At 61.2% G+C, this 19,951-nt stretch carries 13 protein-coding genes and 1 pseudogene; 1 reads left to right on the top strand and 13 read right to left on the bottom strand.

The genetic code is table 11. The features are described from left to right. Positions 1-230: 230 nt before the first annotated feature. From ABDJ40_RS00920 to ABDJ40_RS00875, 10 genes are all read right to left on the bottom strand, one after another. Positions 231-1,079, bottom strand: a complete 849-nt coding sequence (locus tag ABDJ40_RS00920; RefSeq protein WP_347604871.1) for a hypothetical protein — start codon at positions 1,077-1,079, stop codon at positions 231-233. 7 nt (positions 1,080-1,086) lie between these two features. Beyond that, positions 1,087-2,643 carry an AAA family ATPase gene (locus tag ABDJ40_RS00915; RefSeq protein WP_347604868.1) on the bottom strand — a complete coding sequence of 519 codons (1,557 nt, stop codon included), beginning with the start codon at positions 2,641-2,643 and terminating at the stop codon, positions 1,087-1,089. A gap of 20 nt (positions 2,644-2,663) precedes the next feature. After that, positions 2,664-3,263 (bottom strand): hypothetical protein, encoded by a 600-nt coding sequence (locus tag ABDJ40_RS00910; RefSeq protein WP_347604865.1) that lies wholly within the window; start codon positions 3,261-3,263, stop codon positions 2,664-2,666. Positions 3,264-3,379: 116 nt separating this feature from the next. Then, on the bottom strand, positions 3,380-4,543 hold the full coding sequence (locus ABDJ40_RS00905; RefSeq protein ID WP_347604862.1) for a hypothetical protein: 1,164 nt from the start codon (positions 4,541-4,543) through the stop codon (positions 3,380-3,382). Between the two features lie 17 nt (positions 4,544-4,560). Then, entirely contained in the window at positions 4,561-6,489 is a 1,929-nt protein-coding gene (locus ABDJ40_RS00900; RefSeq protein WP_347604859.1) for a hypothetical protein, read from the bottom strand. Beyond that, complete coding sequence (locus ABDJ40_RS00895) at positions 6,486-7,139, bottom strand: hypothetical protein (protein ID WP_347604856.1); 654 nt, start codon at positions 7,137-7,139, stop codon at positions 6,486-6,488. The genes ABDJ40_RS00900 and ABDJ40_RS00895 overlap by 4 nt, the downstream gene beginning before the upstream one ends. A gap of 512 nt (positions 7,140-7,651) precedes the next feature. Then, positions 7,652-8,848 (bottom strand): tyrosine-type recombinase/integrase, encoded by a 1,197-nt coding sequence (locus ABDJ40_RS00890; RefSeq protein WP_347604853.1) that lies wholly within the window; start codon positions 8,846-8,848, stop codon positions 7,652-7,654. Continuing rightward, a complete protein-coding gene (locus ABDJ40_RS00885) occupies positions 8,845-9,477 on the bottom strand; it encodes a hypothetical protein (protein WP_347604850.1) in 633 nt (210 codons plus the stop codon). Before ABDJ40_RS00885 ends, ABDJ40_RS00890 begins: the two co-directional genes overlap by 4 nt. 7 nt (positions 9,478-9,484) lie before the next feature. Further along, a complete protein-coding gene (locus ABDJ40_RS00880) occupies positions 9,485-11,770 on the bottom strand; it encodes a hypothetical protein (protein ID WP_347604847.1) in 2,286 nt (761 codons plus the stop codon). After that, the gene (locus ABDJ40_RS00875) at positions 11,748-13,637 is read right to left on the bottom strand and encodes a hypothetical protein (protein WP_347604844.1); all 1,890 of its coding nucleotides are present in this window, start codon (positions 13,635-13,637) and stop codon (positions 11,748-11,750) included. The genes ABDJ40_RS00880 and ABDJ40_RS00875 overlap by 23 nt, the downstream gene beginning before the upstream one ends. Positions 13,638-13,721: 84 nt before the next feature. Between ABDJ40_RS00875 and ABDJ40_RS00870 the strand changes: the two are divergent. Further along, positions 13,722-14,636 (top strand): annotated as a pseudogene (locus ABDJ40_RS00870) (YifB family Mg chelatase-like AAA ATPase); the annotation flags it as partial. A gap of 270 nt (positions 14,637-14,906) precedes the next feature. Here the strand turns inward: ABDJ40_RS00870 and ABDJ40_RS00865 are convergent. The 3 genes from ABDJ40_RS00865 to ABDJ40_RS00855 all read right to left on the bottom strand — a co-directional run bounded on the left by ABDJ40_RS00865 (position 14,907) and on the right by ABDJ40_RS00855 (position 19,835). Next, complete coding sequence (locus ABDJ40_RS00865; RefSeq protein ID WP_347604841.1) at positions 14,907-15,602, bottom strand: MlaA family lipoprotein; 696 nt, start codon at positions 15,600-15,602, stop codon at positions 14,907-14,909. Between the two features lie 64 nt (positions 15,603-15,666). After that, on the bottom strand, positions 15,667-18,729 hold the full coding sequence (locus ABDJ40_RS00860; RefSeq protein ID WP_347604838.1) for an efflux RND transporter permease subunit: 3,063 nt from the start codon (positions 18,727-18,729) through the stop codon (positions 15,667-15,669). Then, positions 18,726-19,835, bottom strand: coding sequence for an efflux RND transporter periplasmic adaptor subunit (locus ABDJ40_RS00855; RefSeq protein ID WP_347604835.1), 1,110 nt, complete (start codon positions 19,833-19,835; stop codon positions 18,726-18,728). The genes ABDJ40_RS00860 and ABDJ40_RS00855 overlap by 4 nt, the downstream gene beginning before the upstream one ends. Between the last annotated feature and the right edge of the window lie 116 nt (positions 19,836-19,951).

Raw genomic sequence — 19,951 nt, 5'->3', positions numbered from 1 at the left:
GCCTCGCGGGCTTGTCGCTTGCCATCGTGTCCACCTCTGATTACGTGGACACGATCCTTGCAGCCGCGATGCCTCAATTCAAGACGGGATGACCGGACGCATACGTTGGAACTTCGACGAGGAACTCAGTTGCGCGCAATCGCGTCGCCGCAGTAAGCCACTAGCGATACGTCCACGATGCTCCGTACAGCAAGTACACAGCGTTCCCGATAGACGCTGGCAGCACTACTTCACCGGATCAGTCGATACCCCTCATCGCAGAACCAGTCCGACGTAAACAGCCCCTCGTACAAGGCCGTCTTCCAGGAGTTTGCGTCACGCACAAACCGACTCGCGTACTCGCCCTGAAGATGCGCACAAACTGCGGCACCTCCACCGGTCTGCCCAACCCGCTCCAGGCCGAATGAGATGTCCGCTAGCTCGCTAGCGGCCTGGGCAGCGTACAGCTCCGCCAAGCCCATGACCTCAAAATGATGTTGAACGCGCTGGGCGAGCACCGCGGTCCAGGCTTGGGCCGGCCTCACCCGATACGCAATGCTCGGAGGAGTCGTCTCTCGAATGTCGGCCACCAGCCAGCGCTCATTCCCAAGATCATCAAAGTACGGGTGCAGGGTCTGCCGCTCGGCGCTCTGCGCCAGCTTCGCCAGCTTGTTCTTGTTGCAGTCAGAGCATGAAGGGACGAGGTTCACAGGCGTTAGGTTGAAGACAGGATGCAGCGACTGCGGCAAGTAGTGGTCAACGCTCGCAACGGTGCGCTGACCACACAACGGACACAAGTTGTATGGCGACGCAACACGGATGGCGTCATAGAGCCCTCTCGATGGCGAACCAGCTTTCATAAAGTGGGACTTATAGACCACGCCCATAAGTTCCCCTGTGAGCTGAGGCGTCACGCCATCGCTTGTTGGAATCAGGTACAGCTGCGCGGTCGGCGCCATATGCAGGTACGCGGATTCAGCGCTCTGCATTGCAGGAAGCGCATCTATCAAAGCCTGGGCACGTTCCGGAATAGTGATGCCAAATGCGCACAGCTCAACAGCATGCCTGACGTCAAAACCGGGCAGCGGCAGTCGCTTCATAGGGCCCCTAGTTCGGCCTCTGAGCGATGAGGCTTCTCGCCAGGACTTTCGCTTCAGACCCAAGCTGGCCACCAAAGCGTCCCGCCACCTCTTCGAAGCGGCGTCCAGGTTCGTTCGCAACGGCCGCCACCATCTGATGGAAGCCCGAGTTCGAGACCTCCAGCCCAAATACCTCCCGGGTGAGGACGCCAGCACTTTCACCGAACGTTTCCATAGAGGGGCGTTCGACCGCAGCGAAAGTCCGCGTGCGTCGAAGCATCCAAACGCAGCGCATGGGCACCTCTTGCAGGACAACGGGAGAGTGCGTCGAGATGAGCGCCACGCCGTTGCGCGACACCAGCAGGTCGGATACCGCCCGGACGAACGCTGCCAACAGCGGAGGGTGGAGGTGTCCTTCTGGTTCGTCGATCACAACAAGCGTCTTCTCGTCGACCAACTCCACAAGCCTCGTGGTCGTCAGCAGTACAACCGCGTGGCCTGAGCTAAGCCTCTTGAATGCGTGGGCTACATAGGTTTCCCACTGGTCTTCAAGCTGCAGGAAACCGGACACCTCGATCTCAGCGAAGAGCGGGTCTGCATTCAATGTGGCCACGGCCTTAAGCCAGCGAGTCCGCCTCGGCTCGCTGCGACAGATGGCAAAGCTCTTGACGAAATCGCCCGCAAGGTCGTCCTTCGTCTTCAGCACGACCCTTCCCTCTGAGTCCTCCCCTCGCAGACCAATGAACCCTGTGCGGAGAGTGAGCAGCGCAGCGCTCGGGGGAGCCTCAAACTCGTCGAATGCACTGAACGACACCGAGACCAGGCCCGCGAAGTCCCACTCACCCAAGTTGGCTCCCAGGCGAGTGAGCTGGCCGGGCGCCGCCGTCTCGCTTTGCCGCCCCAGTACCGCGTTGACAAGAGACTGCGTGCATCTCGTCTTTCCCGCACCGTTGCGACCGACAAGGACATGCAAGTTGGTCGGCGGATAGGAGTTGGGTTCCACAAGGAACGTGAGCGTCGGAGGCGCCGGAGGAACCAGCTGCCCATGTTCCAGAGGCGCCGCCGGCAGCGTGTACTGAAACTCGAACCGCGTCAGTTCCGCGTTGCCATGCGCGAGTCGATGGAGTCGGTTCCGAACATTGCCTTCTCGCACGGACCGCAGCAGCGATTCATGCATGACCAGCTGGTTCTGGTTGCGCTCGAAGAGCGCCAGGTTGTAGGCACAGTCGCAGAGGCCGACGAGAATGTACTCGCATATGTGCACTGGCAGGCTGCGCAGCGTCGAGTAGTAGTCCTCGTCCTGCCCCAACGAGAAGAAAAGTTTGGTGTCGAGATGCGGGAAGGTCGTCGGCAACTGAGGGACACGGGACCCAGGTGGTGGTGGTGGCGTCGCCGGCGCGGGCAGCAACCCAACCTGTCCAATCTTGACGGAGCCGGCCCGGTGTTGGACGCCGTTGTCGTCATAGACCAGCACCGTGAACATGGTCCGAAACTTGAACCAGTCGTCCCAATAGTCGACGATCAAGTAGACGTGCGACCGCACATCACGAGGGATGCTGGCATACGACTCGACAACGGTGAACATCGTCAACCTCAATCTGATTGCTAGTGAGACACCGATGACGGCGTGGTCCTGTTCCCCGCAACACGCATGAACACGACCGTGCGTACATCCGTCGCAGACATGCGTCGTCGGATCACGCCGAAGCATTCGGAGACATGTGGCGTCCCCGGTGGACGCTCCGAAAGGTCCAAGGTAGCCAGCACCCCCAACCGGACGTCCCCCACGCTGTATGCGCTCGCCTGAACCGAGTGTGGTCGGATGTTGTACCGTGACCACGACACCGCGGTTGAGCGCTTCACCTCGACGATGAACCGAAAACGATCCATCGGCAGGTAGATGTCCGTCCGGCCAGCCGCGATAAATGGCACCTCCAATAGCGGAGAAGCCATCGCGCTCACCAGGTAGTTGTAGAGGTCGAGCTGCAGCTCTGACTCGTGAGGAAGCTCCGCACGGCCCGGTCGGACCTCGGCTAAGTAGGCGAAGCTACCTTTGATGGCGCCCATGTTTGCGCGCGACGTCAAGAATTTGCACAACCGCACTACGAGAAGATCGAACCACTGCTTCACTTTCCCCTTGTAGTCCGGCGCTCCCGAGAGCTCGCTTCGGACACGCTCAACCATCTCCTGCTCGGTGATGCTCATGGGGACCTGAACGACCGCGCAGGAATCCCGGAAACTCACGACAAGCTCTCGGTCCGCATCGGACAGCTCGGTCATTGCGCTCTGGAGGAAGTCGGTTGACCGCTGTGCCGACTCCTCTAGTGTTTTCCCGGCGGTTCTCCCGGCGGCTTGAGTAAAGCCTCCAGCCTCGCTCTGCCGTCTGCCGACACATGGGTGGTCGCGCCGCTGCGCAGCCAAGCCCGAGCCAGACCAATCTCTCTGGCGCGTTCAGTCAGCCCGCTTAGACGAGGAACGCGAAATTCGCGCCGCCCTCTGATGATGACCTGCACCGACCGCACCTTCTCGAAGACCTGAACGGCACTGGCCAGGAGCGTCAACGGGTCAACGGGGGATGATCCGTCGTATGGCGAAAGGAGCGGTATCCACTCAAGCTCTGCTTCCGCAGGCGGCGTGAGCCATGCAGCACCAGCCCGCGGCTGGTTGTAGTGAACCACCCACTGAGCGTCGTCAGCCAACGAGTCGACGTCGAGGGCATTAGGCGTGTCGGCCTGCAGCGACCGCGCCAAGGCGCCGGCCACCGTCCCGTACATACGGGCCCGAGGTACATCGTCAGCCTGAGCCGCGCATTGGTCGAACCAAGCAGTGGCCTGCGCCAGGTGAACACTCATGGATGCGACGTCGTCACTCTTGAACGCCGATGCCATCTCAACGAAACCTAGCTCCTGCCGCGCCTCCGCGGCGCAGGCGGAGCAAACGGTCAAAGCTTCAAGCGACTTGACCGCTTGGTCCCAGGCCAGATGGTCATGCAGGATGGACGTCAACCTACATAGCTTGGCCTTTACCCAGTCATCATCTTGTTCCAACAGGCGAAGGACGCCGGCGCCGGCATACGTTGTCCATCGCGGTTCGCGCAACGCGAACCGAACCAAACCGGCCACCGCCTCGACCCTGATGTGCAACGACGTGCCGTCGTCCCCAGCGCGCGCATCCAGCGCCCCGGCGAACGACGCGAAATCATCAAGCTCAGACTCGGCCAGAGCGTCGACCGCGTGGATGAACGCTTCGCGGTTTCCGTTCCTCTTCAGGCCTGCGCATATCGCCTTCACGGCTGCCTTGTGATCGTCGAGGTCCCTCCACTGCTCCAGCAACAACTCCACGAAGTCACCAAACAATGCCGAGGAGACGATCCCTTCTGCAGCAGCCAACAACTCGGACTCAGGAAAGTCGCCGACCTTGAGCTCGCCATCGACCTCTAGCGCGTTCATCATGCGCTGTTGGATTAGAGGCGGTGCTTGGGACATGGCAAGACCGCGCCAGCTCACCAGAGCAACTCGCCTTCGCGGGCCAGGAGGCAATGATCTTCCGGGAAGTGCTTTAGCGCTCGCTCAGTACCCTTAAAGGCTACAAACAGCTGGATTTGCACGGAGCGAGACAGCTCGGCAAGCGCCTCTAACATCTCCTCGACGTTGGCGTCAGCCATCTCTTCTTTCGCGGGAGAGTCGATGATGAGGAACCCCGGGTGGCGCCCTGCGCCAAACTGTTGAGCGGCCTGAAGCAGTGCCATGACAGTCGCTATCCGCACCCGAAGCCTTTCCCCAGGAGACAGTCGCGTGAAAAACGAGATGCTGCCGCCCTTGTGGACCTCCACGCTGCCATTGCGCTTCAGGACGACCTTTTCCACGTCGCCCATCCCGAGGCGCTGCACCAGTGAGCAGATGAGGTCTCCGCTGCGTTCAAGAACCGCTTCGGCTGCCTCCTCCACCAACTCCTTTGCGACATCGACTGCGGCGTCGAGAACAAGCAAGTCAGCCTCTTCGCCGTTGTCTGATTGGACCAGCTTGGACACCGCTTCGAGCATGCCCTCGATCCGCGCAGCCTCCAACCTCAGCTTCTGCTCTTCCTGAGCAGTACCGCTAGCAGCGAGGCGCGACACCTCCATCGCGGCTGCCTCAAGGTCGCGGCGCGTCTGGTCGAACTCCGTTCCTACCTCCTGCGCCTTCGTCGTAACAGAACCAAGCAGCTTCTCCAACTTGGAAACCTCCTTGGCCATGCCCTCCTTGAGCGCGTCGTAGTCCACCTGTACCTCTTGGTCCAGATGCGTGAGGCACACCGAGCAGTCACCAGACGTTTTCTCGTTCTCGATGCGTCGTCTGTCGAAAGCGCGGGTGCACCGAGGACAGCAGGTCGGGGACAGACGGCCGAAGAATCTTGACGCAGCCCTCTCTTCTTCGATTTCCAAGAGCGCGCGCTTCTTGTTATTCATCTCCTCAGTGCCAGCAACCACCTCGGCATTCAGCACCGTGGCGCTCGCCTTCAACATGGAGGCTGACTCCGACAGCTCTTCGTACCGCTTTCGAGCCGCCTCAAGTTGAGCCAGCGCAGTCTGTTGAGCTGAGCCGTCCAGAATCTGCCGCTCTATTTCCGCCAGCCTGGCTTGCAAGTCTTCGACGGAGCGGTCGCCGAGTTGCCCCAACCGGCGCTTGCGTGACTGCACGAGGGCTTCCGTCACGCGCTTAGCGGCCCGAGCTTGAAACAAAGTAGTGGCCCAGGGAATGCCCAGAAAGACCTGCAGCAACCGCTGAGCTAGATCGTTGCCGACATGCTCACCAATGAGCGCGCTGCTATCGCTATCGAACAGAAATGCGCCGGTGTACGCGGCCCAGCCGTCCGCATACATCACCGTCTTCTCCAACGAAGCCACTTCACGAGAGGTCGCAATGGGCTCCAGACCAAGGGCGTCCAGCATGACGCTGTTCATGTGCGACTTGAACATGTCTGCCGTCAAGAACGGCGTCGAATGAAGGGCCGCACCGTCCGCACCCAGAAACTCGATAGCACCACGCGGGACACCATCATCGACATCAAACTCCACGCGGACATGCCGGTCACCGGCTTGGAATTCGGCAAGTACGTGCTTGATCCAACCCTGTACGGTCGCCGTCAAAGCTTTCGGATCACCCCGAACAGCCCACAACATCGTTTGAAGTATGCTGGACTTACCAACGAAGTTCCCTTCGCTGGCGATGACGTTGACCCCTTGTTGTTCAGGCGCCCATTCAAAGCTGAAGGGCTCAACGGTGTGATGCACATGCTTCTCACCGCTGAACTTGAGCACCTTCAATCGCAGCTGTCGCGAGACGGCAGGCGTTGGCGCATCTACGATGTGGCGGTCGGACAGCACCGCCCGCACATCTTCAAGGGATCGCCCCGACTTCTGAGCAACCTTTGCGGCGAATGTCGTGGTCACAGCTTCGCTCCATGTTTCAGTTCTTCTAGCCGTTTCAGGACCCGTTGTTTGATGGGACCGATGACTTGCCCCCATCTAGCCCCTTGATATTCGGCCTGCGCGTACTGCCGGACCTTGAGGTCATCGCCGGACCCCGTACCTGCAACCCGCGCGACCAGCGCAGCTCTGTCTCGATACCAGGCAAGGTGCGAGGAGAACGCTACCAGTTCAGCAGCTCGGATACGCCCCGATTCGAGCAGGTAGAAGTCAGTTCGACCGACCTTGCCATCTCGCTTCACATTTCGCTTGATGGCCGCCAGCCCCAGAGAAATCAGCTGTGACATCGAGTCGTCGATTTGCTCCCATGCGCCGAAAAGGAATCGCATCATCTGCATCCGGCGGACGTCCGGCTCGTCGCCTTGCATCACCTTGAAGGCCTCATCCAGGAACCCCTCGCCGGGGTTCTGCTCATGCAAAAGCATGAGCTCAGCCGCAAGGTAGTCTGGGCTGCGCACCCAGAAATCCAGCGCTTGCAGACGCTTCTCAGCCTTGATGACCGCAACAGCACCAGCCGGCGCCCCGGAACCGGGTGCAGTCCCTGCCTGGTCAAGAATGAATAAGATTCGTACCGCGTCGCGTTTGCGTGCAGTGTGATCGAGCGCATACCCCACGGGTTCCTCCCTCAGCGCCTGGCGTCCTGAGGCCGGGCTGTGTTTGGTCGGATGATAGCCTTACGGTCAGAACCCATGAGAAGGTGACTGCGGTTGAGGCCAATGTTGCTGGAGCCAGCTTTGCGCTGCGGCAAGCGACGGAAGCCGAACAAGGAACAAGTCTCCGGAGTCGATGATCCGAGTATTCAGCTCCAGCGTAGACGTCGTAGCCCCGTGTTATTTGGCCTCATCCGCATGCATTGCTAGTCAGGTGCGTACAGATCAGACTCATGGTGCACTTGGGGGCTCGCGGCGAATGACTAATCGATCTCTCTACTGACGTTCGGGCCGCTAGCGTGAATGTCCAGATCCAGCCTGAAGCGGTCTACCAATCGGTCACCTCCGAACCAACCCGTCCGCACAACATGTTTGGGCACGCTGATCTACAACCGGTCCGCTGAACTGATGCTGGAGCGGGGGGCGGGGGGCGGGCGGGGCCCAAAGCGTCACATCCACACGAGTGAACGGGCGCATCATCCTCTTCGGCGAGTTGCCCTTTCACGTGCTGCCCGAAGCGACAGTGCACGAGCGACATAGTGAAACAGTGACATGGGGTCGCGGTGGCCCATCTTCAGCGCTACAGCCGCACTGACAGAAGCCGTGGAGGTGTCGAGCCCCAAACGCACGCGCTGATCGATCTCATATTCGATCTCTTCCGTGCAAAAAAGACCCCGAAAGGCATGGATTGAGGTTCCTTTGGGTGCGCCCAGACTGCGAAGTACCTCGCTAATTTGTTGAGAAACCGCTCGAGCTGTCAATGGCGTGCACCGAAGTTCATTGATGAATATGGCCCCCTTTGCAACCGTCGCACGCTTTCCTTTGGATTCGAGCAATTCATCTCGAAGCTCGACGAGGGAGCAGACCCGTAACGCGAGCCAAATGGGAACCTCAAATGAGTTCTCATATGAGAACTTTTGCTTTTTTGGTGTTACCAGAATCGTCGTGTCAATAGTACTCTCAATTGCAGCTTTATCAAAATCAGAATCCACAAGGGATACAACCGACCCCACCCGAAGACCTACTTCTATTGCAAGATCGACGATCAGGGCGTCCCGCAAATTCCTGTACTCGCTGGACGATCTCGACATCAAAATCTCTATAGCTCCATCAGCCGTCTCTCGGGTAGCCACAAATCCAGTTTTGTGCTTCCCGCGCCGCGCAGCGTCAGAATAAAGAAGCGGCATATCCAATGTCACTCGGAAGGATTTCTTCCGACCGCGGGCGGAACAACAGACCTCCCCAACGGTAACGGCACATCCGCTTGGCCCTGCAACATTCGCAGGCAAACGGCCCGAATTCTGGAGCCACCAAATCCACTGGTAGACGCCGGCGAGGCGCCCGTTCACCGTTTCTTTCGCCTTAGCTTCGCTATTCCGCGAGCGCGAATTAAAAAGCACAGCCTTTAGGTCATCGTCACGAAATGACGCTAGCGAGTTGTCTGTTAGCCCAGCAACAGCCTCAATTATAGGACGTGATTTGCTCGACGTATTTGCGAGCAGGTAGTTGCAAAAGCGGACCAGATTATTGATAGCGTCGCTGACCGTTGATTGCTCGAGCCGGCATTTGTCGAGCATGAACAGCGCATAATCCGTCAGCTCATGCACAACAGATCGGACCGCCAAATCGTAGGCCACGATCGAGATCGTTCCTGCGCGGACGATTCGGCTCATGTGCGTGTAGGCTTGGCTGGAAGAGGAACCACCTTTGGGCTTGTATCTACCTCCTTTGTCGCCCTCCCTTTTAGGTTCTTGATCTCTTGCCGAAGAGTGCCGGCGCTCTGTTCCGAAGCCCACCGCAGCGACTCAAGTTTGTTTTTATACGAAGCAACTTCGCTGCGAAGCTTCTCGATTTGGCGCTTCTGCGCGTAGATGGTGGCTTCAGCGATTTCCCTTAACGTGTTTGACAGTTTCAGCTGCCGCGACAACCCTGCAACCCTAGCAACCTTTTTGGGTGGCATCGAGAGATTCTCGATTGCTTGAACGATTGCGTTCAAGAGCGTCTCGACGCGACCGGTTAGGGCTTTGTCGCGTCGCAGCGTGCTAGCTCCGTTCATCCGGAAGGGTGGGGCACTGGCCCTAAGCTCTTCGACTAAGGAATCTGATGATAAAGCGTTGAACTTGTTCTTACTGTCAGGCAGGGTTTTCAGAAGCTCAATGAGTTTCTCATCAGTGATATCAAACACCGCGAGATTCGTTGCTGTACGCTCGACGACGCTTTTCAAGAACTCAATCTTCACCTCGATATTGGCGCGAGCCTCTCTTTCGCTCTCAAACGCGACAGACGGCTTGAATTTAGTCATCGAACCCTTAATAGATTTCACTTCCCCGCCCTCCGAGACGCTTCCGGTGCAAGAAGATTACATGCTCCGTGTTCTGGATATTCGACTTGAGCCGCGCCTGCTCGATAACGCCACATCGAGCGCTTTCCAATTTGCGTCGAAGGCCATCGCAATACCTTTCGATAGAGCGCACGTGGTCTTCGACAAGATAGTGGTAATGGCAAGCAGCACACGTATCTGGTCCGGCATTTTCTTGACGAATCCCGGAGCCCCCCTGCGGATTGCACGCAGCCTTTTTTACAGAGGAATCTCGGGGTGCGCAACAGTTGCCGTGCCAGGCCGGCCGAAATCTGTGACCTTTCGATATAAAAGCGTCGGAGACCGCCGCGGCTTTGCGGTCTTTCGAAAGTAGTCTGTATTCTGACTTGGATGCAAGACGCTGATGCAGGCGGCGAATAAGGACTGGAAATGAACCCGCTCCAACTGTTTTTCCCTCAATGACGTCCCGCACCATTTCTGCAAGCCTTTCGTTGCTCACCAGCAGAATTTCCTGTTCGACCTCATGCTGCTCTTGCGCTATCGCTTTAATTTGTTCTTCCGAAAGGCGGCCGTAGGTTCTAACCGCGGGCCCGGCACCACCTTGCGCCGGATCGACGACATACGTCATCGTTTCCGTTGGGTCGAGATGCCCATACTTCTGTGTAAGTGCGAGTAGTGGTCCTTCGAAGCGATAGATGAACAGAAGCCCGTACGCCCGACGAAACATGTGCGCGATCACGCGCTCGGGTGCCGAAGTCTTTCCCAGTGCTCGATGCAGGAACCGCTTGGACGCTCCACCGGCACCAAACGCGAAGTAAGAGTTAGCCTGCCCACGCTTTTCAGTAAACCAAAGATTGGGCATTCTGAACAACGCACGCTCCGCGCGGTTCACTTCCTTCTGTGACGGGTTCAACGCGGCAGCGAGGCGCGCCGTCAACTGCTCCAACTCTTCGAGGCGCCGTATGGCTCGGACCGTTGCTCGGCCGATGTAGAACGGCACATACGCCTTGTGTGTCTTTTGGATATAAAACCAGCACAAGTGCAGTTCAAGCGCCTCGTCGACGACTTCTGTTGAATCAACCATGAGTCCAAGCTTGCGGTGCTGCACCTCGTCTTTTCGCCGCGCGTTGAGAAGCGCGATCAAACAGAAGCAGCCCGAGACTAGGTTTTCCACCGCGCCTTCGAGGGTCTCGTCCTTATTCGCATGAGTGTGTGGACGCAAATCGGCGATCTCCCGCCCGACGAAGCCGTTCAGTTGCGACAGCCCCGGGGAAGCGCGTAGCGCGGAGAGCGCCGCAGTCCGCGTAGCGGGGCGCCCCGCGCGGACCTCGAACTCCAGCGCTTCAACTACGTGCCCAAGTACACGTACGACATGGTCACCGCCGTCCTCCGACCATCGCAGTCCTTCCGCCAAGATGTCGGCCACGTGTGCTGGCGTCATGTTCGGGGTTCGCCCACTTGCACGGCCGAACTGCTTGGAGAGCTGAACTGGCGATGAGAAGGGCGTGTAGCTCAGCGGAGGAGACGCCGGGACCTCCGACAACAGGTTGATCCATGAAAGCTCCTGACGCAGCAGGCTGTCAACCATCCCATTGGCGGCAGAGCTCTTAAACGTGCGATGTACCAGAGGCTGGCCGTTATCGAGAGTCAGCCCAAGGGTCTTGGCGAGGACATCGCGTGCGGGCCTCAGTTCGGCTTGCATGATGTTGGAGCCAATATCCGCCTGCAACTTCTGACTGAGCGCAAAACCGATATTGCCGGCGCGTATTCGATATACATAAGTGCTGGCGCGCTCCGACTCCCCTCCTTCAAGCAATTGTTCAACCCGCTTTGAAACATCAAGAGCGAGAGCCCACCCTCCTTTGCCAAGAATTTCTGGAAGTGCATCGGTAAACGATGGACTCCAGTCCTTTATGCTGTAGTAGCCATGCAGCCAGCTGTACTCAAACGCTTTGGCAATCGCCCGAAAGCCCTTTGCGACATTCAAATGAGTGGACTTACTAGGCTCTTGGCGAGCAGCGTATGCGCGAACTGCTACGAATGCTGCATCGACCAAGTCAGGGCGCGTCGACAAGCGGACCGGCCCCTCAGTGAACGGCGCCTTAGGGAGCCAAAAATCGGCCGCATCAATCTCAAGATATTGCTTTTCGTCGGTTCTCGCGAAGTGTTTCAACACTCTTATTCGATGGCCGACTTTCGTAACAGCAGGACCGCTAGACTCGGCATCGATATCTAGGTGAAATTGTTCTGGATTACTTTGCTTTGATTTCGCCATAAACGCCCCCCTGGATCTGCTTGACGATATGCCGATAAGCACTCTTCTCTAGGATTTGAACAAGAGCTAGGTTGACCAACATTGCCGGAAGATGAAGTGCGACGAATTGATCACGATTTCCGTTTTGCAAATCTCGCCAGTTTTCCTCGTAGAAGTATTTAGTTCGAAATACCTCATCAACCCTGTCTTCGTCAAAAACCAGCCGACGATTCGCACAACCACCTTCCCGGTGGCATTCTTTACCAGAGCAGATAGCGCGATCCAAAAACGCTGGATCGGGCGGGTTATGAGGATCCGAACAACTCGTCCCATCCCCAATTGGGTAGAGCAAGTCTTTGGAAACGTCAAACTCCTTATCCGTTCCCATCCGAAATCTCACCGAGCCTTCCAACTGGCGCTCAAACTCCAACGAATATGCAGAGTTGGTGCGTTGTAGAAGAATCTGATCAAGATAGGACGCGGTTGTGCTCAAGCGAGCGTGGCCGGCCGTGTGTCGTGCGGCCTCGAGTCCTCCTTTTTCGACTCCACGTAAGCCGAGGACCTCGACACGCAGTTGCTCCGCCGAGAAGCTGGGAAGCCCATACTTTTGAGTAAACGTTTTGAGTGTCTGGCCCCAACCGACATACTGCTGGAGACGCCCTCCTCGGGCGTAACGGCCGTTCAGCCAAAGCCGTCCTTCGCTGTTTGATATCCAACCAAGCTGTCGCATCGCGGCGAGTCTGTCTTGTAGTAATTCAATTGCACGGCGAGGTGCTTCGTCAGACGGCAAAATTTCTACAAACGGGGTCTCTTCCCCAATGCGCGCCTTGTAGCCCTGGATGACATAGCCGCCCTTTCCGTTGGGCTCGATACCGGCCTCGCTCATCTCCAGGACGGCATTCACATTCCAGCCGGTGTGCTTTTGCAAGATCACCAGACAAGCATGGAGGGTCTGCGCATTGAGCAGGCGTGATCCGAGCATGGTGTAGCCGACGTCCATGTGGCCCACCAGGTATCCTTGAGCGGAGAGCCAGTCACCGACGTCTTTGCCTCGATGGCAAGTGATATGAAACTTCCCTCCATGTAGACCGGTCAGCGCTCGAGAACAGATGCGGTGATACACGGCTGCAAGCGTCGCTGGCTCAACGGCTCCAAGCCAGGATGGTGGTTCCTTCACTTTCGGGTCAGAGCAGAGCTGCTCTATTCGGGACAAGAGCGCGGGCTCCACCTCAATCGGACTAAGAAGCCGATCCAAAAACGCGGACCGAGCTACGTGCTCGTCGAGTTCGCTCACCGCCGCAGCCTCAATCTGCCGCAACGTGGAGGAGATCTTTGCCTCAGTCTTTGCGCGAAGATCCTCCGCAGAGGAAAACGGAATTGCCCCGATAGGGTGCGGAGTCTCGGTCCCTGGGCTCGGTGCATCGCTGATCATCTTGCGCCCGCTGCGCTTCGGGCCCCTATGTGGGGTTCGATACATGACGTTCAGTCGTTCAATTCGAGGTACGTTCTTCGCCGTGGCGAAGTCCTTCAGCAGCCGACGCACGTGATACGACAGTTGTGACTTGCTGGACTTGGTCCCACCAGCGTTTGTCACAAACTCGTCAACCCGCTCCATCGCGATGACGATCTTGTCGACAGTGAGTTCCTCAGGACTGCAACGCGCTGCCCGCAGCCATTCGGTGTCTGTTGCGAGCCCCAGGATGACCCGCTCATACTTCCGAGGCACCTCCTCTTGAACTGGCTTGAGCAGTGATCGATCAGCCGCCGCCTGGATCGCTTCGAGCGCCCAACACCCAGAAGCGAGTTGCCCGTTTGAAAGGTCGAGCTCGATCTCCTTCTGGTAGACCCTCTGGTGGAGCTTGTGGATTGATCTGAATTTGAAGCGCACTACCTTACCCGTGTTGGCTAGTGGACGACCACTCTCTATAGGGTGTTTGTACCTTACACAGTGGCTAAGGCTACTTCGTCCTCGACGGTGAACCTGGCCCCGGCCGACCTGCCCAAGGAGGGCGCGCGCTTCGACCTCCCCATCGCCCTGGGACTGCTGGCCGCCAGCGGGCAGATCGAGGCCGGGCCGCTGGCCGAGCTGGAGTGCGCGGGCGAGCTTTCCCTGGCCGGCGAGCTGCGACCCGTGCGCGGCGCCCTGGCCATGGCCCTGGCGCTGCGCCAGGGAGCCTCGCCGCGCCAGCTGCTGCTGCCGCCCACCAGCGCGGCCGAAGCCGCGCTGGTGGGCGGGGTGGACGTGCGCCAGGCCGGGCATCTGCTGGACGTGGTGCGGGCCCTGCTGCCGCAGTCGCAGGCCCCCCTGGCCCGGGCCAGCAGGCCCGCCCGGGCCTGCATCACCGAGGCGCCCGGCCCCGACCTGCGGGACATCAAGGGCCAGGCCGTGCCCAAGAGGGCGCTGGAAATCGCTGCGGCGGGCGCCCACAGCCTGCTGCTGGTGGGGCCGCCGGGCTCGGGCAAGTCCATGCTGGCCCAGCGCCTGCCCGGCCTCCTGCCCGCCCTCGACGAAGACGCCGCCCTGGAGAGCGCCGCCACCTTGAGCCTGGCCGGCCAGTTCCGCCCTGCCGCCTGGGGCCGCCGGCCGCTGCGGGCGCCGCATCACAGCGCCTCGGCGGTGGCCCTCGTGGGCGGCGGCTCGCCCCCGCGCCCCGGCGAGATCTCGCTGGCCCACCAGGGGGTGCTCTTCCTGGACGAACTCCCCGAGTTCCAGCGCAGCGCCCTGGAGGCCCTGCGCGAGCCGCTCGAGACCGGCCGCATCCTGATTGCCCGGGCCGCGCGCCAGGCGGAGTTCCCCGCCCGCTTCCATCTGGTGGCGGCCATGAACCCCTGCGCCTGCGGTTTTCATGGCCAGTCCGGCGCGCGGCAGTGCCGCTGCACGCCGGATGTGGGCGTTCAAAGTTAGCGACCTTTGTGCACAGTTCGCGCGGTCGATTGTGCGCAAATGGAGGCACCAAGTCTGCGCGATTCGCCAGTCAATGAGCCTTGCTCAGGTGACTGCCTAAGGCTGCTTGCTGTCAATCAGGACCGGCGGATGAATGACAGCAGCCGCAGGAACCCGCCATTCAGCTTCTGACCCGGGGCGGATGGCAGGTATCTGCGGGACTTGCCGGGGTGTTCACTGATCAAGCGTTGGCGCTCGATGAAAGCCGTGCATTCAGCGGCTCCCATTGTGGGAATCGTTCCTTTCGTCCGCGTCACTCTTCTGCGCCGCACGCCGTTGCAGGTAGGCGTCGCGAACGAACACGTACTTGTCCAGCGCAAGCTCGTCGATCATTCGAGTCACCTCAAGCAGGCTGGTGCGCTTGTCCAGGACTTCGGTGGCCGTCAAGGCGGCACTGGCCCCTGAACTGTCGATCTGCGACTGCACGCTGCCCATGCGGTCGACGGGGAAAGCAGCGAGGCCACGCAGATCGGCAGGCCCTAGCAAGGGCAGCACGAGGTAGGCGCCACCACCCACGCCCCAGGTGCGCAAGGTGCCGTTGAAACTCTCGCCATGGCCGGGCATACCCCAGCCCGTGGCCACGTCCATCACGCCGAGCAGTCCGACCGTCGTGTTGGTGCCGAAGCGGCCGAAGTCGGACAGTCCTTCCTTGAGCCGCCCTTGCAGGATCAGGTTCACGCCGGACCACGGCTCGCCCAGGTTGGACAGGACGTTCGAAACGCCCGTGCGTATCGGTGCCGGAACGTGGTTCTTGTAGGCCTGGGCCGCGGGCTTCAGCACGGCTTTGTCCAGCCCCTCATTCAGCGCGAAGGTCTTGCGGTTCAGCAGTTCCAGCGGATCAGGATTGAACTGCGTGGCACAGCCCGAGGCGAGAACGCAGGCGGCCAGCAGCAGCTTATTGAGGGGCATGGTGAAGTCTCCGTTTCTGCGGGTGTGAAGGCGCCATCGTTGCCGCGCTCGTCTTTCCAAGCACTTACCGGCGCAGCCTCTGCACCATGTCATCAACCATCGTGAAGACGACCGGTATCACCAGCAGGCTCAGGACGGTGGAAGAGATCAGCCCACCGATGACGACGATGGCCATCGGCGCGCGGAAGCTCGGGTCGCCGCCCAGCCCAAGCGCCACAGGCAACATGCCGGCCCCCATGGCCAAGGTCGTCATGACGATGGGGCGCGCGCGCTTACTGGAGGCGTCCAGCACGGCGGCGCGACGGCTCAGGCCATGCTGGGTTCGCGCAATGACCGCGTAGTCCACCAAGAGGATGGAGTTCTTCGTCGAGATGCCCATCAGCATGATCAGCCCGATCATGGCGGGCATGGACAGCGGCGTCCCAGTGACCGTCAGTGCGATGAAGGCGCCCGGCACTGACAGCAGCAGCGCCACCAGGATGGTCAGCGGCTGCACGAAGTCCTTGAACAGCAGCACCAGCACCACGTAGATGCAGAGCACGCCTGTGAGCATGGCCATGCCGAAGCCCTGGGCGAGTTCCTGCATCTTCTCGGCGTCTCCTGCTGCAAGCTGGCTCACGCCAGCTGGCAACTTCTGCAGGCTGGGTAGCTGAAGAGCCGCCGCGTCCACTTCGCTCAGCGCCTGGCCATTGAGTTCGACCTCGATATTGATGTTGCGTGCTCGATCAAAACGGGTGATCTCGGTCGGGCCGCTGCCCATCTCCAGGTCGGCCACGTTCTCAAGTGCGACAGGACCGCGCGCGCCGGGCACTGGCAGACGCCGCAGCAGGTCCAGGTCCTGCCGCGCCGGGCCGCTCAGGCGCACCACCACAGGCACTTGGCGCTCGCCGAGATTGAGCTTGGCCAGCGCCTGCTCTTGGTCGCCGCTTGTCGCGACACGCAAGGTGTCGGCAATGGCCGACGAAGTCACGCCTAGGTCGGCCGCGCGGACGAAGTTCGGACGCACGATGAGCTCGGGCTGCACCAGGCCGGCGCTGGATGTGACGGCGCCGACGCCCGGGATGCCGCGCAGCTCGCGCGCCACCTGGGTGGCATGCTCGGCCAGCGCGCGGCCGTCCTGGCCTGCCAGCACCAGCGTGTAGGGTTCGGATGAGCCTTGCAGGCCTACCTGAACGCGCGCGCCGGGCAGCACGGCCAGCGCGTCGCGCAGTTGCGCCTCGATGGCTTCGCGGCTCAGGCCTGCGCGCTCGTCCCTGTGCGACAAGCCGACGGTCAGCACTGCCTTTCGGATGTCGCCAGAAGCCGAGCCGCCCATGGCGGCATCGGGGCCGCCACCGTTGTTGCCGCCGCTCCCGATGGCGGTGTAGACCTGCTTCACATGGGCATGCCGGCGCACGATCTGCCGCGCCTGCTCGGCCGTGGCCAGGGTGTCGGCCAGCGTGCCACCCGGCGGCAGGCTCAAGTTCACCTGGGTCTGCGGCAGGTCATCGCCTGGCATGAAGCCAGTGGGCAGCCGGACGGCGAGCAGCAGGCCGACGACGAGGAAGGCCAGCGCCGCAAGCAGCGTCCACGCTCGATGCTGCAGGCACCAGCGCGCCCAGATGAGGTAGCCGCTGATCCAGCGCGGCTCCGGGTTTGACTTCGGCTCGGGCGCGCGCAGCAGGTAGGCCGCCATCATGGGCGTGAGGATGCGCGCGACGACCAGAGAGAAGAACACCGCGATGGCCGCCGTCCAACCGAAGCGCACGAAGAACTTGCCGACGATGCCGCTCATGAAGGCCGTGGGCAGGAAGACCGCGATCAGCGTGAAGGTGGTGGCGATGACGGCCAAGCCGATCTCGTCGGCCGCCTCCATGGCCGCCTGGAAAGGGCTTTTGCCCATGCGCAGGTGGCGTTCGATGTTCTCGACCTCGACGATGGCGTCATCCACCAACACACCCACCACCAACGACAGCGCCAGCAGCGTGACGACATCCAGCGTGAAGCCCATCCAGTGCATGACTGCAAAGGTCGGGACGATGGACAGCGGCAGCGCCACGGCCGACACCACGGTCGCCCGCCAGTCGCGCAGGAACAGGGCCACGACCAGCACGGCAAGCGCCGCGCCCTCGTAGAGCAGGTGCATGGAGCCGTCGTAGTTCTCCTGGACCGGGGCGACGTCGTCGATGACCTCGGTGATCTCGATGTGCGGATGGGTGGCCCTCAGCGCATCCAGGGCCGCGCGGGCACCGGCGGCCACGTCCAGATCGCCGGCGCCGCGTGCGCGGGTGACTTCGAAGCCGACCACCGGCCGGCCGTCGAGCAGTGCTGCAGAACGCGGCTCAGCCACGGTATCGCTGACCTCGGCGACCTTGTTGAGTCGGATCGCACGCCCGTCGCGGAGAGTGATTTCGATGGCGCCGAGTTCCGCTGCGGATTTCACCGTGGCCATGGTGCGCACCGACTGCTCGCCGCCGCCCAACTGGGTACGCCCTCCGGCGGCCTCCAACTGCACCTCGCGCAATTGACGCGAGATGTCCGCCGCGCTGGCATTGAGTGCAAGCAGCCGCGCCGGGTCGAGCGCGACGCGCATTTCGCGTGTGACGCCGCCCACGCGATTGACGGCGCCGACGCCGTTCACCGCCAGCAGGCTGCGACTGAGTTCGCTGTCCACGAACCAGGACAGCGCCTCATCGTCCATCCGTTCAGAGGCCACCGTGTAGGTCAGGATGGTGGAACCCGACAGATTGGCCTTCTTGATCACGGGGTCGCGCAGCTCGGCCGGCAGGTCGCCGCGCACCCGTGCGACAGCGTCTCGCACGTCGTCGGCGGCCTCCTGCAGCGGCTTCTCCAGCCGGAACTCGACGGAGATGCTGGCGCTGCCCTCGGTCAGCGTGGTCTTGATGTGCTTGACGCCCGGCACCGCAGCCAGCGCGTTCTCGAGCTTGCGGGCCACCTCGTTCTCAAGCTGTGACGGCGAGGCCCCCGGCAGCGCGGCTGTGACCGTCACGGCCGGCAGGTCGATGTCGGGAAAGTTCTGCACCCTCATGGCTCGAAAGCCCATCAGGCCGACGAAGCTCAGGAGGACGAAGAGCAGGATGCCGGGGATGGGGTTGCGGATCGACCAGGACGAGACGTTGAAACTCATGGTGCGACCACGCGAACCAGGTCGCCATCGCCGAGGAAGCCGCCGCCGGATGTCACTAACTTGGCGTTTGCGTCCACCCCACTCAGGATTTCGAGGCGTTCGGCGGTGCTCCGCCCGACCGTCACCTTGGTTTGCATCACGCGCCCGTCCGCACCGACGCGCATCACGTAGTGGAAGCCCTCGCGCTGTAGTACTGCCGTTCGCGGCAGGGTCAGCGCGGGAACAGCCGCGCCGACCGCGATCTCGCCACGCGCAAACATGCCGGGTCGCGCCGTCGTGCCGGCCGGCAGGTCTACGTAGACCAAGCCGTTGCGGGTCAGTGCATCCACCGTCGGCGCGACCATGCGCACCTTGCCCTGGATGGCGTCACCCCCCACAGGGGTGAGCACCACCGTCTGACTGGCCTTGAGACGCGCCAGTTCTGGTGCTGCCATCTCAGCGCGCCACTCCAGCCTGCCGCCGCGGATCAGCCGAAACAGCTCCTGCCCAGCCGGCAGCACGGCGCCGACCGTGGCGCTCCGCGCCGAGATCACGCCGTCGTCTGGCGCCAGCACGCGGGTCTGCGTCAAACGCAACTCCTGCACGCGCAAGCTCGCCTGCGCCGCATCCACGCGCGCCTGCGCGGTGCGCTCACTCGTCAGGACCTGCTGGACCTGCTGCCTGGAGAGTACGCCGCTGGGCTGCAGATCGCGGGCGCGCTGCGCATTGGCAGCCGCTTCGGCCAGCGTCGCCTGGGCTTCAGTCAGTGCCGCACGACTTTGCGCCAGCTCGGCACCCACGGTGTCGGCCGCAAAGATGGCAAGCACGTCGCCGCGGCGCACGCTATCGCCGACGTTGACCCTGACCTCCAGCAGGCGCAGGCCGTTCGCTTCAGCGCCGACGCTAGCTTCCTGCCAGGCGGCGATGCTGCCGTTGGCTGCGAGGCGCAGGGGCATGGACTCAGCACGCAGCTGAGTGACGGTGACGGCCAGGGCGGGCTTGACTGTGGTCACCGCACCTTGGGGCGCTTGGTCGGCAGTGTGGGCAACGATGGCGACAGCCATGCCGGTCACGGCGATGAGTAGGGTGACCGCGCTCAGCAAGGCGGCGCGGGGCAGTTTCTTCATGGAGGAGTCCTGGTGAGCTCGTGGCGTCTGCGATGCTCCGGGCAGTTCACTTTCCACATCCTTTCCGACCCCTTTGTGAAAGACCGGACGGCCGGAAAGAACCCGGTAAGACTCGC

Origin of the sequence: Roseateles flavus, from assembly GCF_039872765.1 — a bacterium.
GTDB classification, from domain to species: domain Bacteria; phylum Pseudomonadota; class Gammaproteobacteria; order Burkholderiales; family Burkholderiaceae_C; genus Roseateles_B; species Roseateles_B flavus.
Note: the sequence above shows the minus strand (reverse complement) of the source record. Positions and strands in the feature narration are given on the sequence as shown.